Raw genomic sequence first — 14,842 nt, forward strand, 5'->3', positions numbered from 1 at the left:
TACTGAGAGTGAAGGGAACGAGGAAACTGAGCAAAATGGTACTACAAGAATTCCTAATATCATAATTATTTGCAATAACCGTCCTTCAATTTGGTGTTATAGGAGTCCTAGTGATACCGCTTCGCCTAAGTTTGGCGTTAACTTCTTCCCAGTTATCCTCAATTTCTCTCCACTGAATTGGATAATTGCGATAAATTGCGTCCCAAAAGCCAAAAATATCAGTTTTGTACTCTCTTTGTGATTAGATGCAGAATACTACCTCTTATTCTTTAAAACCGCAAGAGAAAAATCAAGGATATCGTCCTTAGCCCCAAGTTCATCCACATTGTGCATCACTTTAAATACATACAACAATATCACATGGGAAAATATAGCAACCATAAGTGTTTGAGTAACGCTCCAAGAGACAAATACAATTTGATTAACAGCTATAGATAAATAGTTGTTTATTGTTGCCCAAGCTACGAAAAATAAAATAACCCAAAGTTGGTCTTTAGGGTACCTATATAGAATATAGCCATATAACAAAGTCACTCCAAACCAACTAAAAACAAAGAAAAAGGGTATTCCAAAAACCATAAATATATCCGAAGGGAATTGCCAAAAATTGAGTATATTTACAGCTGTGTACTGTACTAACCATGTGTAAATAAACCCACCTAAAAAAGCAAAAGGCAAAAACCTTCTAATGTAACTATACGGCATTAAAAAAACGACTAAAGACCAATATGCTATTGCTTGAATAAGCCAAAAGATAGACATGAGAACCCTCCTAGTACGATATCTCCTTCCAAATCCTAGTTATTATACCCTTTAAAACAGACGCTATGTAGACAAACCAACGATACTGTCAGTGCATCTTTTTTCCTTACCATTTTGTCTATAAATGGGAGCATCTGCATGAAGAGGATAAATATGCAAACAAGACAAAATTAGACAATTTCCAACAAAGGGTTTTGGAAAAAATAGTTGAAAAATATCTAATTGTATCAAATCTAAAAACTTATTCTCAGTTGTGCAAAATAAGCTATATAGAGGTGTATGATGAATCTTAAAAACGCCATAGCCTAATATAAAGGATAGTCTATGCTCAGTATATGTGAGTATAGATGTTTTTACTTATATTGCTAGTTAATTTCCAATAAATGTAGGAATATCAATAAATATGTCGAAGTGCTAATGTAATGACTGAATTCTGGAAAAAGGATGGTATTTCAAGATGAAGGATTTAATCCTTAGAAAAGGCTATATCATTGATGGAAACACCGTCAAGTGCTTAATAATCTTAAAAAATGGAGTCGAGGCTACTGGTACTGCCAACTTAAGTTTACCAGACGCAGAGGAAGTAGCATATAGTCAGGCCATGTTAAAACTGAAAAGCTATATTAAATGCCCATCTTGTATGGAGAATTAATGCAGTGTATCTTGATAAAGAGAAACAATACTAAAATTACCTCCTTGTAATCACAGGGAGGTTTTTGGTTAAATAGTACCCCAAAATGGCAGGATAGGTGGCAAAAACGGTGGAATATGAATTAGGAAAGGAATTCAAATTGTTAAGCGAGAAGTTAGGTATATTGGAGGTAATGAGGACTATTGTATAAAGTGAGGAGAGGTTTGAAAGATCTATTGATTTCGGTACAAGTAGACGCTTTACTCCGAATCGTGAAAAAAGAAATGAATTTATTAAGCAAGCATCTGAGTTAATAGATGAAGTTGGTGAATTAAATGAATTGCATCTCCCTGACTATAAATTTAAAACATTGTTTGCATAATTATGGTATAGGAATAATTACTTATTACAAATTTATGGAATAGTAGCAAACCAAATAAAAGAACTATGACATAAGTTTATTATTTTTAATAAGACTAGGGGGATTATATGCATTTAAATGAAACTGAAGCTGTTTATGTTTTTATCTTACTAAGCTTGGGCATAGTTATATATGAAATTTATAGGGAACACAGAAAGAAAAGAAGATTGGGTAAGATTCAGTATAAGGTTGTAACTGTAAACAGGAATTTTTTTATTGTTACATGGATTTTAATTACTATTAGTCTTATGGCAGGAAAAATTGCACTTAAAGGAAGTGTTCTATTTGCTATTCCATGGGGTATTATAGGTTTATTAGCAATAGTTAGTATATTTAGAGATAATGAAATCAGAGAAAAAGGGATAAGCACCAGCAATGATATTATTGAATGGAGTGATATCCAGTATTATAAAAGTATTGATGAAAGCACAGTAGAGATTGTTACTAACAAAAAAACTTTTTGGAGAAAGAATAAAAGGTTAAGATGGGATGTTGAAGAAAGAAAGTTTGTAGAATTACTTGGTATACTCGAGAAACATATAACTTCACAAACTTAAAAGAAACATAGTTTTTCTATATCTAGTAATTGCAGGAGGCAAATATTTTATTTAAGGTTTAATAAAGAACTATAAAATATTTTACATAAAACTACGGGCAACCAAAACTTATATGAAGCACAAGCAATATATCATAAATTAAAATCAAACGGCATTAATTGCAGGATTCAGAATACAAACCATTATGGAGGAATTGGGAATAGAGGAGCCATTTCTTCTTCTTTATCAGGAATGAAAGTAGAAAATAAAGGACTAAAATTTCCTTTCTATTAAAGTTGCGTTATGCGGCGCAGCATATGGTTAATGTGCAACATAGAGTCCCATGCTTTATGAAGAGGTGATGAAATTGCAAGTAATACCTATACTGCTAGTATTGTTACCCTTAATGGCAGTTGTAGCAATACTTAAGTCCAACAAAAAACAAAAAAATTCCATACTGCTACTGGCAGTAATAGCACTGATAGTTTTTTCTCACCAGTTTACTATTGTGCAAGAGGCCACTGCACGACTAACTGCAACAGCTTATGTAACTACTAAATATTATGACAAAAACCTAAAATTTCAAAGGTTAGAGTGGATGGGTCCATTTAAATTAAGGAAAAAGGTGACTTATTAATGCTTTGCTATAAGTCACAATGTTGGGAACGACAGGTGAATTTAAGGAAATGATAAATTCATTAGTATTTTGTGGGGAGTGAAGTAGAATGCATATTGATTTTTGGACTTTATTTTGGACTTTAATAAATTTTGCAGTAATAGGAGTAATAGTTTGGGTTGTTATATTAGTAATACGTTATTTTAAAAATACTTCCAAAAGATTGGATAAGATTGAGGAAAAAATCAGCAGAATTGACCAGCAGGAGAGGCAACAACAATAATGTTTTCGAGGGATTTCAAGTGTAAAAATATAGGGAGGATTTTATGGTATTTATTATACTTATGATATTGTTACTAGTGGCGTTGCTATGGTCGCTAAACACTGGCCTGGATAACAAAAATAATATAAGCAAGCTTGAAGATAGAATCCAAGAGCTAGAAAAGCGGTTAACATATGAATTTAAGGAAATCACTCTAGAAGAATTACCTGCATATGAACCTCTAATAGTGGTTGTTAAAGATGTAGATGGAGAAAAAGTAGCATATCAAGGCTCTATTACTGCAACGAATAATAAAATAAATGTAGAAGGCAGAGTAGAGGGAGTAGTGGAAGTTTATAAAAAGCACAAAAATGAAAACAGATTAATTAGAGAAGTGCACTTTTAACTTATTTTCCGAAAATAAGTTAAAACTCTACATTGGGGGGAGTTAGTCCCAACAGTGTAAGTGGTCTTTCAAAAAACATTGTTGCAATAAATGAACATGGTGACATTATATTTGATAATGACTTTGAATAGCCTGGTGGGATTTTTGTGTTAAATAAAAAATTTACTTTTGCAACGGTACTGTTACTAATAAGTTTCATTACTCTTGGATGTGCTACTTTAAAAGAGGAAGTAGCGCCACTATACCTAACTGGTGAAAGTGAAAACTGGCAAGGGGAGTATACAATTAATAGTAATTCTTCATATTTTATTCTCAATTACATAGGTGAAAGCAAAAACAATATCAAAAAAGTGAATACGAGTTTGAAGGCCCCCTTGAGAAGGGGTCTGGTACTGCACTTTATAATATAGAATATATGGGCTTCTATATTTCTGGTACTGGTGGAGGAAAGCGAAAATATAGATAAAGAAAGCTATATTTAGAATTTTAATATAAAGTGGAATGGGCAAGAAGAAACCTTAGAACTAGGGGTGAACTAGAAGCCAAGAAGTAGAGAGGTTTAAGAGGTATGCAGATGAAAGACTTAATGCTAAGTAATAAACAAACCCGATTAGCCTTCGGATAGTCACTGGAGTTAGTGCGGCGCTGTTGATGGATTATATGTAACAACCTTGGCGGAACAATTTATATAGTTCCTAACGTCTTATATATGAAGGAATTTATTTAGATAGTAATAGAAAAGTTATACATTGTTTATAGCAAGTAGGGAGGATAAGTAAACCGTTCTCTAATGCCCTGGCAGTATTGGCTTCGCTTGGGCTTAGCTGGCTTCTCTATGGTGCTGATGGCAAGCTCCCTTTTATATGCAGTGGTTTGGGTACCTTTAAGGTTATTTAAAAAGTCAGACAAAGACCAGTATCTAAGCCTTCGCCTTCTGCCTCTTCTGCCGGCTTTAACCTTTGTAGGCATAATAGTGCTTCTGATACTTAGTACAATTACAGCAAACAATCCTATTGAACTGTTTGGTGGGCCAACCCCATGGTCAGTAGGTATTTTCTTACTAACCCTTGTATTTGGCTTGGCTTCATTAGCTAGTTTGATTCAGGCTGTTAGAGCTTTGCGATGGAATGTTAGTACTACCTTAAAGATTTATTCCCTTTTGGTTTCTATGGCCAATATGACTGTCACTACTTTTCTAGCCTATTGGGGTGTTATTGGTTTTCGGATCTGGATCTGATAGTATGTAAAGTAGGAGGATCATGTTCATCCTATGAATATCAGGATTCTGATGCTATCAAAGAAATGATAAGTGGAGGGATTATATTAATGAGAATAAAAACATTCATGACAATTCTATTAATCATTACTGCCACTTTGTTTATTAGTAGTTGTACAAATAGTAATGATGGTACAGTAGACTTTAAGCAGCATCCTGAAGCAATTGCAATAGTAAATGGAGATTTAATTATAACTATGGATGAAGTACAAGTGATATTAGAGCTTTTTAAGCATCCAAACAGCCAAGATATTTCTTTAGAGGAAGCTGTTCGTATAAAAGCACGAAAAAAATTACTTCTACAAGAAGCTAAGAGAAGAAACATCTCAATACCTGAGCAAGAACAAAAGGAATTAGTAGCAACCCAAAAAAAAGAACTTAAGGGGAATGTTGAAGATATACTTCCTATTATATTAAAAGCTCATGGAGTAACTGAAGAAGAGTATTGGGAAAAAGTATTTTATCATGAAAAAATTAAAGCTGAAATCCTAATGAGATTAGGAAACAGCTTGATTCAAGAAGCTATTGATAGAGGGGAATTGCCCCCTAATCCACAGGATGGGGGACATGAGTATTTTAAAACCTATGGCAATAAACTAGTTGATACTGCTGATATCAAATTAAACCAACAAATCCTGGAAAAAGAAAGTAAGTATTAAAGTCAATGCCTATTGTTTTAATAATGCAAAATTAAAGGAGTTTATTAAATATGATTAAAAACAGAAATACCCTCTTGTATTTATCAATTAGTATAAATATAATTCTTCTTTTAGCATTTGCTTCACTTTATTACAATGTAACTGTCAATTATGACTTAAACAGAACATCACTACAAAATATTAAGGGTTTTTATCAATCTACTCAGTATCTACCAGATGTATATAACTATACTTTTAAAGAAGAAGAAGCAGGGAAAGGTGAATATACCATAAATATTAATTATAACGCAGAAATAGGAAAATATGAAAGATATAAAGATAACATATATATTCTAAATAGAAAAAAAGGTTTAGAATTAATAGTATTACTAAATGAAGGGTTCTATATTTATGATAATGAAACTAATAGAATTGTCAAAATGTCAAAAATATCAGATACTCCAACCTATATCAATAAACCTTATTGGAATATTAAAAATTAATAACGGCGTTATCGAGGAGATGAGTACGTGGCCCATTGGGAACGTTAACTGAAGCGGACAAAAAAGCGAACGTTAGGATTTTTATTTCAAAAATATTTTGGGAGAGGGAGAAGAAAATGTTCGAGGTACTTGGAATAATTCTGCTGTTTTTTTGTAGCATAGCAGTAATGTTCATAGTTGCATCTACATTAAATCATCAATATCAACTACGAAAAGAAGAGAAAGAATATCCACCACCAGGAAAGTTAGTTGAAGTGAACAATAATAAAATCCATGTATATGGAGACGGTCAAGGTGATATTACACTTATATTTATGTCAGGACATGGGACTTGTAGTCCAACTATAGACTTTAAACCTTTATGGATGAGAGTGATAGATAAATATAGAATTATAGTAGTAGAAAAAGCAGGATATGGTTGGAGTGAGACATCATCGAGTCCAAGAGATTTAGATACCATGCTTGAAGAAACAAGGAAAGCCTTGGAACTTTCGGGAGAAAAGGGACCATATGTACTTGTTCCCCATTCGATGTCTGGTTTAGAAGCGATATATTGGGCACAAACATATCCACACGAAGTTACAGCAATTATAGGACTTGATCCAACGGTCCCTGGCTTTGTTGAACATTCTCTTGAGCTACTGCAAAAAGCTAAAATATATTTCATGTATTTAGTATCAAGGATAGGTTTATCCAGATTTATGCCAATATCTAAAATAGAAGAAACTTTCTCCTTAATGAAGTCTAAAGACTTGTCATATGAAGATAAAGAACAATTTTTGGCAATGTTTTACAAAAGCACTTATACAAGAAATATGTTAAGTGAGGTTGATTATTTGTCAGATAATAACAAAAAGGTAAAAGACAATGAAGTTCCTATTCATACACCTATGTACTTTCTTATATCAGATGGTAAGGAAATTACAGGAGCGTGTAATTGGAGAGAATTATTGTCGAACTATGTGCTTCAGGTTGATGTTGGAAAGTATAAATACCTTGACGGTGGACATTATGTTCATAATGAAAAACCAGATATTATTGCTAATGAGATAAAAGCTTTTATTAAAAAGATTAACACTAATTCACATTGTTCTTGAATCCCCTCCAATTACAGGGGATTTTTGTGTATTTAATAACGTGAAATTTCTTAGGTTCATAGAAAATATAAGATATAAAAGTAATGATTATATAGCGTATATTCTTTTATTTCGGGAAAGTTAACTGAAATCAGACGAAAAAGCGCGCGTTCATGATGGAACATTTAAGGTCATCGCATCGTCTAATAATTGATGCTATAGGAGGGGAAGGTAACTTTTATTTGGGTGTTGATTTGCCAATCAAATTTCCTAAATTGCAATAGCAAATGAGTGTACTTATACTGGCTTTAGTCTTTGCTCCATTGGCATTATTACCCAAGTTGTACAGGGAAATTGATAAACTACTTAAAAATAGTAAAAAAAGGGAATGATAGGAGTGATTTTTATTGCAAAAGTAAGAATATAAATGTATATTGATTCTAGGTCTTGGTGAAAAAACTTCAGAAAAATTGAATTACAATGGAGAACAGGGCTGGGAATTAGTTCAAGTTGTTTGGGCATGGCACTATTTCAAACGACCTATTATAGGTTAAAAGAGAAGGAGCAGATTATAATTAATGCGAATAATATAAAAGGGGGAAAGTAAATGAATAATGCTAAAAAAGTAGCCAATATGTTGCTAATCGGTTTACTAGTAGTATCTTTGCTAGTGCCAGCAGCTGTGGCAGATGAGCAAGTGGGTTTTGTGTTTAATGGAAAAGAGTTTCAAGCAGATGTGATCTTAGAAAATGGTGTCAGTTATGCATCTACAGCACAATTAAAGGCAATACCAGGTCTAACATTTGAGCAAGAAGGGGATGTGCCCTTACGAGCTTACTTTGAGGGTATTGGAGGAACTGTTGCATGGGATGGTGCAAACAATCAGGTAACTGTTTCCTGGCGTGAAATGAAGGATGATTGGACAGCTGATGAATTGGTGATGGAATCTACTAGGGTTTTGCAAGAAGCTAACACCTACAGAATGGAAGGTAATGCTAACATGAAAATGGTAATTACCGACCCGGGTACGGATGAAATTCCAGAAATCCCCGAAATGACTACATATATAGAAGGGTTTATTAAACAAGATCCATTGACAATGTATATGAAAGAGACAATGGAATTTCCACAAGACATGGGAATGACTGAAGAAGAATTGGCTCTAATCGGTATGGGTGGTATGACTACAGAAATGGTATGGAAAGATAATGCAATCTATCAAAAAATGCCAGGCTTTGACCAATGGGTCGTGCAGGATCTGAATGATTTGGCTATGATGGATAACCTAACAAACTTAATGCAGGCAAGTCCTCAGCAGTCTTTAGAAATGATGAGCCAATTTGGCATTATCAATGTATTTGGTGAAAGTGCTGTAATTGATGGACAGGAGTACTATACAATAAAGAATTATATTGATAGTGAAACTTTCAAAAAGGTTTTAGAAGAATTTTTAAGTGAAGTTAACTTTATGGAAGTGTTTGCAGGAATACAAGAGCAACCAGAAATTGATGAGGCAGAAATAATGGAAATGCAGCAAATGTTTGAGCAGTTGATACAAGGTATTGAAATAAATTATTATATAGATACCATGATCAATAAAGAGACCTTATTAACTGAATACATGGTCTTTGATATGAATTTTAAAATTGGACTGGATGAGACCATAAACCCTGAGGGACCAGTTAATATGGAAATGTCACTGGCAGGGGATTACAAACTTTTTGACTTCGGTACAGAAATTCAAACACCTGATGTGAGTGATGCCATTACTCAGCAAGAGTTTTTTGAGCAGATGATGAATATGATAGAAGTACCAGGGGAATTAGAAAACTAATGGGAAAGAGGCCTTTTGGTCTCTTTCTTTTTTCGAGGTGATTAAAATGAAATCAAACAAAAGGTATATTGTTTCAGCCATAGTTGCACAGATGATAATTATCCCCATATTGCTTACATAGGTCTTAATAGCACTAGTTTTCTTCGAAGTATCTTGTCTCCCTATGAACTGGGGACTGATGCTGAGAGGTTTCTCCTTTTTTTAATTGCCGCTTTCGCCTCACTGATAGTAGGAGTTATGGTGGGCGTTCTCTTTTCAAAGCTATTTAAGCATAAGCCTGAATCGGCAAAAGTGCGATATTTGACACCTCTTGTGCCAATTATCTATGCCTTTATTTTTGCCATAGTAGCCATAGTGTTTTCAGGTGGAGACTATAATTCAGGTTGGTGGGCACCGTATGTTTTTAAAAATCCTTTTTTGTTGATATTTAGCTTTGTGCTTTTTTTTACAGGCTTGCATTACATGGTCGTGGCAGCAGAGTTAATGGGCTACATTGGTTTTCTAGCTGGGCTATATTTACATGAGGCATTATCTAATCAATTGATTAGGGATAAAACAACAAAGAATTTTAAAGCGGGATTTGCTTTGGTAACTATTTCTGTAATTATTTTCTCAGGGGTTACTACTAAAGATATAATCAGCTATGGATATGTGGAACTGCGCTACGGATAGTCTACCGTGGGCAGTGATTTAACTAAATTTGACCTAATAAAAATAGCGCCTTTTAAGGAGGACAACGGACTTGCTAGATTAGACGAGCCTGCATCTCTCCAGTTTACAAAGGGTTGGATGAGTATTACCAAGCGAATAAAAATAATCATGATAAAGACATATATACGGCCTTTGTTGCCAGCGATGAGTATCCCTTTAATATTATTAAGTGCTCAAAGACCGGGACAGCCTACGAAAGACTGATAAATGGAGAGACTGATATAATTTTTGTAGCTGAGCCCTCAAGTGCACATGTTGAAGCTATTGTAGCAAAAGGCGATAAATTTGTTTTGACTCCTTTAGGAAGTGAGGCCTTTGTCTTCTTTACAAATGCGGAAAACCCTGTGGAAAGCTTGATAACAAAAGAGCTTCAACGAATATATTCAGGAAAGATAACTAACTGGAGAGATGTTGGCGGAGAAAATAGGAGCATTTTACCTTATCAACGTCCTGAAAACTCTGGCAGTCAAACCATCATGCAAAACTGGGTTATGAGGGATGTTGAGATGCAAGAGCCAACTCAGGAGACATATGCTGGGGGAATGGGCCAAATTATTAGTCAAGTTGCCAGCTATCGAAATGCCAAAAAAGGTAGTAGATAATGTTTCTTTTGAAGTGAATAAAGGTGAAGATAGGATATCTACCTGAGGAAAGAGGTTTATACAAAGAAGCTCGTGTTCTTGATATATTAATATTCTTAGCAGGTCTTAAAGGAATCAGTAAGGTTGAAGAGCTATCCAAGGGAATGGCCCAGAAAGTTCAGTTTATCGCTGCAGTACTTCACAACCCTGCTTTGGTTGTTTTGAAAGGCGACCAGCATTTGTAGAGCTAGAAAGAGTATTGACTAGTGTTCTGCAAGAAATGCGAATTTAAGAGGCAGACTTGAGTCAGGAAGATTTGAATTATTTAACAGCAAGGGCTAACATAACTTCCTTGGCAATAGAAGATCAATCAGTACCAGAGCAAAGGGCAGAAGAGTTAATAACTACATCCAATACAGCTTTAGTTTCCATAGCCATGGCTATCTTATTATTTTTGATGATTATTATCTCCTGCTAGATCTGCAAAGTACTAATAATATTCAAGGTTTGGCTATGTTCCTACCAGCATTGTCAATGCTTTTACTTGGTCCAGTAATGGCAAATCCAAATGGAGTAGTGGCCCAGTTTGGTACACTGTTTCCCTTAACCAGTCCTAGAAACAAGCAAATGAGGAGAGTGCAAAAAATAGTTGAAAAGACAACCTAGTTAATATAATATATTTATATGTAAACTAATAGGCGATGGAGTTCGCCATTAAGCGCTCGCGAAGAAGAGCTAATGACTCCTACCAGGATAAACTGGTAGGAGTCTGTATTTTTTTAGGGGGAATATGACTATGAAGCCAATAAGACCACAGATGAGCAATATTTTAAAAACCTCTTTCCACCTTGCTACCATAGCATTTTTCTTAAAATGGTTGGTAATTGCCAGTATTGTAGGAGCCCTTGCAGGTACGGCGTCAGCAATTTTCTTAGCCAGCTTATCATGGGCTACAGAGACAAGGATAACGTATCCATTTTTACTGTACTTTTTGCCCCTGGCAGGGGTTATTGTAAGCTACTTTTATTCTTATCACGGGGGCAATTCTGGAAAGGGCAACAACCTAATAATTGAACAGATTCAAGGAGGGAAAGAGACAATCCCTCTGCGGATGGCTCCCCTAGTCTTATTTGGAACAATCATGACCCATCTCTTTGGTGGCTCCGCTGGTCGTGAAGGAACTGCCGTACAAATGGGGAGTAGTATAGCTGAATTTGTAGGAAAAAAATTTAACTTAAGTGAGACTGACAGGAAGATAATTTTAATTTGCGGGATTAGTGCAGGCTTTGGCTCAGTTTTTGGTACACCCTTAGCAGGTACTGTTTTTAGCTTAGAAGTTGCCTTTCTCGGGGTAGTTAAATACCATGCTTTACTTCCAGCCTTTATTGCCAGTTTTGTAGGAGATTATGTTACAACGGCTTGGGGCATCGGGCATAGTAGCTATTACGTTGACTATATTCCAGAAATGTCAATAATTTTAATTAGTAAAATTTTGTTGGCTGCAGTACTTTTTGGATTAGCGGGGATGTTATTTAGCAAAATGGCTTATTGGTGCAAAACATGGTTTGCCACTACTTTTAAAAATCCTATGCTTAGAAGTTTTGTCGGTGGTACTATTGTAGTAACAGCTGTTTTTTTGCTAGGAACTAGAGATTATATTGGCTTAAGCTTGCCTCTTATCTATGAATCCTTTGAGGGTGAAGTAACACCCCTAGCTTTCTTATACAAAATTATTTTAACTACCATCACCTTAGGAGCTGGATTTCAAGGCGGCGAAGTTACGCCACTATTTGTAATAGGATCTACAATGGGGAATGCACTGTCCGGCTTCTTAGGTCTACCGGCTCCCTTTTTAGCAGCCTTAGGCTTAATTGCTGTTTTTGCAGCGGCAACTAATACTCCAATCGCCTCTTTTATCATGGGGATTGAACTATTTGGAGCTGAAGCAGGTGTATATATGTTTTTAGCATGCACGATAAGTTATTATGTCTCTGGTCATACCGGAATATATTCATCTCAGAAGGTAGGAGTACCAAAAAGTCATATATTTATGGAGCACCATGGACAAAACCTGTTAGGAATAGAAAAACAAGAGAAAGAAGGGGATAAGAGTTGGAAAAGATACTTTTCTGGCTAGTTGCACTTGTAATAATAGGGTTTATCTACAGTTATATCTATGGTGAAGCAGATCAAAGTTAATCCTCACTTAATAAATGAGCTAATCTTTTCTTATCAGGTTAAAACAATTCATCATTTTTCAGAGCAAGAGCTTACTGAAATCAAGCCAAATTCCCATGTTGTGGGCAACTGATTATAAATAGGGGTTTCCTACTTTCTATGAATACCCCTGTTTAACTTGGTCTCAACCTCCCAAGAATGATCAGACGCTATTGCTTCGTAGCTATTATTAGTTGATTGTAACTAACTTCATCGAAAATTGGAACTGAAAACCCAGCATCTTGAAGCCATTTTTTATATTGTTCATATGCAAATAATGCAGATTCTGGCCCGGTGCCACGGACAAAATCGTTAATAATCATCCGCCCACCACTTTGCAATTCACTTGCTGCATCACAGAATAGTTTTCTGTTTTCTTTTTCACCATAGATATGATATATGTTACCCAGGTACACTACATCAAAAGGTCCTTTCGGCAATCCCTTGGTGAAATCACCTTTTTCCATGCTTATGGACAGGCTTGGATTTAACTTAGGCCTCATCATGTCGATAACTTCAGGTAAATCTAAAATTGTAACTACAGCACCTTGTTGAGCAAAGGCATTAGCATATGTTAAAGGGCCTCCTCTCACATCGAGCACTTTTGGGTTTTCCGATAGTCCTGTTAGACAGTGTTTGGCAATTTCAGTTGCAGTTTCCCGGGGATAATGACTCATTGCATTAATAAAGGCTTTTAATGCTTCCGGGTCATCCTTTTTAGGGGCAGGTTTCTCAGTTTTCGTAAGCCTCTTCTGTTAATTTTACTTTACTATCCTGATATTCTAGATAGTCTAAAGCTATTAGTTCTTCTGTCACCGTCCATAAAACTCGCAGGTCACAAGATAAATCGTTAGATAATTCTTCTAAGGTTAATGGTTTACCCATTATAGCATCAAATAACCCTACTTGCGCCGCTGCCTCCACAATCAAAAACTCCTGCTGTAAATCAAAAGTGTTAATAGAAATGCCATTCGATGAGAGAGAGGGATATCACCTAGGACGGAGGAGCCCTAACTCGTCAAAAACGCTCTATCGCAATCTATTTGATGTGGCGCATTTGATGGAAAATATGCAATATTATAAATTTTTTTATTAAGTTTTCATTATCTAGGTAACCGTTCCAGAGAAAATAATGCATTAATTTCTATATGTTGGTGGCGATTTTATCCATCCTTTTATCATTCCGTACTCGAAAAAATTACCATATAACTTTAATTCTTCTGTTAAAAACTCTTGAAAAAGCGTTCTAATTATTGATGAAGTTGAATGGGAAAATGCAGTTACTAGAGTAGGTAAATACGATTGAATTCCTGCTAGTGTATGCGTATAAATATACTCATCTGACACAACTTCAATATCAAAAATACTTAGAGAATTCTCGGCAGGTTTTTTAACTGTGGGAATACCAAAATCTACAGCTACTTGTTCTAATCTGTCAATCTCTTTATTTAAAAATTTTTCTCCTTGTTGCAAAATAAATTTCAGGTCGGTATCTTTAGCAAATCCTAAAAAAATTTTAGTAGTTTCTACTGTTTGATATCTACTGATTAATATATCCCAAATAAAACCAACTTCAAGAACATTTATTAAATGTTGTCTATCTTTTCTAGACTTATTAAATTTAAACCGCTGCTCAATTTCTTCTAAAATAGGTGTTAGCATTGATTTAACCTCCCTGGTGATTACTTTTCCTTTTTTATTATTGCCCATAATAGTTTTAACGTATGTATAAATTATGACGAAGTAGGAGTATAAACTCATTACTAGTAGAATGGAGTAAAAAAATAATTCTATTTACATAATCTCCTTTACTGCAGAGTTTCTATAAAAAATTCAGCAAAGTGCGCGAAAAGCTTAAACGTCGAAAGCTTATAAACCCGGGGGGGGGGGAGTTTCCATAGTATGGAAGTAATCTAATGACCAAACATTAGATAAGCAATGAATCAAGAGTGGAAATTTAAGCTACACAGTATTTATGGACAGCTTCTATTCGACTGAAAATTAACCCAAAGTTTCGAGCAAGTAAAAGCAAACAAGGGTGTTGGCGGAATAGATGGAGAAACAATTAAGAGTTATGAAGCGAAATTATCAGAAAACATTACAGCGACACTAGAGAAGTTGAAAACAAAAACATACCAACCAACCATTGAAGACCGTATCGTTCAACAGAGTGTGGTAAGCGTACTTCAACCTAAATTTGAGGAACTATTAAGAGCCTTGCAGATTATTCTTTGGAATGAAGAAATGACAATAAAGCAGAAACGAAAGCAACAAAAGAAGATTAAAAGAGCAAAAGAAAAAGGCGAGGAATATTATACACCTCACCGACTCCAAAAGATGCAAAATGCCTGGAACGCATCCTCTTGATAATC

22 protein-coding genes, 2 pseudogenes and 1 riboswitch are annotated in these 14,842 nt (G+C 35.0%); of the genes and pseudogenes, 19 read left to right on the top strand and 5 right to left on the bottom strand.

Annotated elements, in window-relative coordinates:
• Window positions 1-85 precede the first annotated feature (85 nt).
• Together GGQ84_RS12255 and GGQ84_RS12260 are read right to left on the bottom strand one after the other, a co-directional pair.
• Window positions 86-226: pseudogene (locus GGQ84_RS12255) on the bottom strand (Ger(x)C family spore germination C-terminal domain-containing protein); the annotation flags it as partial.
• Window positions 227-255: 29 nt separating this feature from the next.
• Window positions 256-762 carry a hypothetical protein gene (locus tag GGQ84_RS12260; protein ID WP_429163031.1) on the bottom strand — a complete coding sequence of 169 codons (507 nt, stop codon included), beginning with the start codon at window positions 760-762 and terminating at the stop codon, window positions 256-258.
• A 457-nt stretch (window positions 763-1,219) separates the two neighbouring features.
• Here GGQ84_RS12260 and GGQ84_RS12265 point away from each other — a divergent pair, with 457 nt between their 5' ends.
• The 18 genes and pseudogenes from GGQ84_RS12265 to GGQ84_RS12350 all read left to right on the top strand — a co-directional run bounded on the left by GGQ84_RS12265 (window position 1,220) and on the right by GGQ84_RS12350 (window position 12,564).
• On the top strand, window positions 1,220-1,414 hold the full coding sequence (locus GGQ84_RS12265; RefSeq protein ID WP_429163033.1) for a hypothetical protein: 195 nt from the start codon (window positions 1,220-1,222) through the stop codon (window positions 1,412-1,414).
• A gap of 468 nt (window positions 1,415-1,882) precedes the next feature.
• Window positions 1,883-2,371: a hypothetical protein gene (locus GGQ84_RS12270; RefSeq protein ID WP_429163035.1), complete on the top strand. Its 489-nt coding sequence runs from the start codon at window positions 1,883-1,885 to the stop codon at window positions 2,369-2,371.
• Window positions 2,372-2,693: 322 nt separating this feature from the next.
• Window positions 2,694-2,987, top strand: a complete 294-nt coding sequence (locus GGQ84_RS12275; protein WP_429163037.1) for a hypothetical protein — start codon at window positions 2,694-2,696, stop codon at window positions 2,985-2,987.
• An 88-nt stretch (window positions 2,988-3,075) separates the two neighbouring features.
• Entirely contained in the window at window positions 3,076-3,249 is a 174-nt protein-coding gene (locus GGQ84_RS12280; protein WP_429163039.1) for a hypothetical protein, read from the top strand.
• Between the two features lie 61 nt (window positions 3,250-3,310).
• Window positions 3,311-3,634, top strand: a complete 324-nt coding sequence (locus GGQ84_RS12285; protein ID WP_429163040.1) for a hypothetical protein — start codon at window positions 3,311-3,313, stop codon at window positions 3,632-3,634.
• A 146-nt stretch (window positions 3,635-3,780) separates the two neighbouring features.
• Window positions 3,781-4,044, top strand: a complete 264-nt coding sequence (locus GGQ84_RS12290) for a hypothetical protein (protein WP_429163042.1) — start codon at window positions 3,781-3,783, stop codon at window positions 4,042-4,044.
• 380 nt (window positions 4,045-4,424) lie between these two features.
• Entirely contained in the window at window positions 4,425-4,871 is a 447-nt protein-coding gene (locus tag GGQ84_RS12295) for a hypothetical protein (protein WP_429163044.1), read from the top strand.
• 89 nt (window positions 4,872-4,960) lie between these two features.
• A complete protein-coding gene (locus GGQ84_RS12300; protein WP_429163046.1) occupies window positions 4,961-5,569 on the top strand; it encodes a SurA N-terminal domain-containing protein in 609 nt (202 codons plus the stop codon).
• A 50-nt stretch (window positions 5,570-5,619) separates the two neighbouring features.
• Window positions 5,620-6,051 carry a hypothetical protein gene (locus tag GGQ84_RS12305; protein WP_429163048.1) on the top strand — a complete coding sequence of 144 codons (432 nt, stop codon included), beginning with the start codon at window positions 5,620-5,622 and terminating at the stop codon, window positions 6,049-6,051.
• A gap of 35 nt (window positions 6,052-6,086) precedes the next feature.
• Complete coding sequence (locus GGQ84_RS12310; protein ID WP_429163050.1) at window positions 6,087-7,148, top strand: alpha/beta fold hydrolase; 1,062 nt, start codon at window positions 6,087-6,089, stop codon at window positions 7,146-7,148.
• Window positions 7,149-7,734: 586 nt separating this feature from the next.
• Complete coding sequence (locus tag GGQ84_RS12315) at window positions 7,735-8,961, top strand: DUF6612 family protein (protein WP_429163052.1); 1,227 nt, start codon at window positions 7,735-7,737, stop codon at window positions 8,959-8,961.
• A gap of 153 nt (window positions 8,962-9,114) precedes the next feature.
• Entirely contained in the window at window positions 9,115-9,633 is a 519-nt protein-coding gene (locus tag GGQ84_RS12320; RefSeq protein ID WP_429163053.1) for a hypothetical protein, read from the top strand.
• 113 nt (window positions 9,634-9,746) lie between these two features.
• Entirely contained in the window at window positions 9,747-10,274 is a 528-nt protein-coding gene (locus GGQ84_RS12325) for a PstS family phosphate ABC transporter substrate-binding protein (protein WP_429163055.1), read from the top strand.
• 26 nt (window positions 10,275-10,300) lie between these two features.
• Window positions 10,301-10,477: pseudogene (locus tag GGQ84_RS12330) on the top strand (ABC transporter ATP-binding protein); the annotation flags it as partial.
• Between the two features lie 77 nt (window positions 10,478-10,554).
• A complete protein-coding gene (locus tag GGQ84_RS12335) occupies window positions 10,555-10,731 on the top strand; it encodes a hypothetical protein (RefSeq protein ID WP_429163057.1) in 177 nt (58 codons plus the stop codon).
• 35 nt (window positions 10,732-10,766) lie between these two features.
• A complete protein-coding gene (locus GGQ84_RS12340; RefSeq protein WP_429163059.1) occupies window positions 10,767-10,919 on the top strand; it encodes a hypothetical protein in 153 nt (50 codons plus the stop codon).
• 22 nt (window positions 10,920-10,941) lie between these two features.
• Window positions 10,942-11,008, top strand: a riboswitch (Fluoride riboswitch).
• A 41-nt stretch (window positions 11,009-11,049) separates the two neighbouring features.
• Window positions 11,050-12,390, top strand: coding sequence for a voltage-gated chloride channel family protein (locus GGQ84_RS12345; protein ID WP_429163060.1), 1,341 nt, complete (start codon window positions 11,050-11,052; stop codon window positions 12,388-12,390).
• A gap of 39 nt (window positions 12,391-12,429) precedes the next feature.
• Window positions 12,430-12,564 (top strand): hypothetical protein, encoded by a 135-nt coding sequence (locus GGQ84_RS12350; RefSeq protein WP_429163062.1) that lies wholly within the window; start codon window positions 12,430-12,432, stop codon window positions 12,562-12,564.
• 76 nt (window positions 12,565-12,640) lie between these two features.
• On the opposite strand, the gene GGQ84_RS12355 is transcribed toward GGQ84_RS12350, so the two are convergent.
• The 3 genes from GGQ84_RS12355 to GGQ84_RS12365 all read right to left on the bottom strand — a co-directional run bounded on the left by GGQ84_RS12355 (window position 12,641) and on the right by GGQ84_RS12365 (window position 14,132).
• The gene (locus GGQ84_RS12355) at window positions 12,641-13,147 is read right to left on the bottom strand and encodes a class I SAM-dependent methyltransferase (RefSeq protein ID WP_429163064.1); all 507 of its coding nucleotides are present in this window, start codon (window positions 13,145-13,147) and stop codon (window positions 12,641-12,643) included.
• A 55-nt stretch (window positions 13,148-13,202) separates the two neighbouring features.
• Window positions 13,203-13,394: a hypothetical protein gene (locus GGQ84_RS12360; RefSeq protein WP_429163065.1), complete on the bottom strand. Its 192-nt coding sequence runs from the start codon at window positions 13,392-13,394 to the stop codon at window positions 13,203-13,205.
• A 213-nt stretch (window positions 13,395-13,607) separates the two neighbouring features.
• Complete coding sequence (locus tag GGQ84_RS12365; protein WP_429163067.1) at window positions 13,608-14,132, bottom strand: DUF3231 family protein; 525 nt, start codon at window positions 14,130-14,132, stop codon at window positions 13,608-13,610.
• A gap of 456 nt (window positions 14,133-14,588) precedes the next feature.
• On the opposite strand from GGQ84_RS12365, the gene GGQ84_RS12370 reads away from it, so the two are divergent.
• On the top strand, window positions 14,589-14,837 hold the full coding sequence (locus tag GGQ84_RS12370; protein ID WP_429163069.1) for a hypothetical protein: 249 nt from the start codon (window positions 14,589-14,591) through the stop codon (window positions 14,835-14,837).
• Window positions 14,838-14,842 lie beyond the last annotated feature (5 nt).

The organism is Desulfitispora alkaliphila (genome assembly GCF_050433185.1).
GTDB classification, from domain to species: domain Bacteria; phylum Bacillota; class Desulfitisporia; order Desulfitisporales; family Desulfitisporaceae; genus Desulfitispora; species Desulfitispora alkaliphila.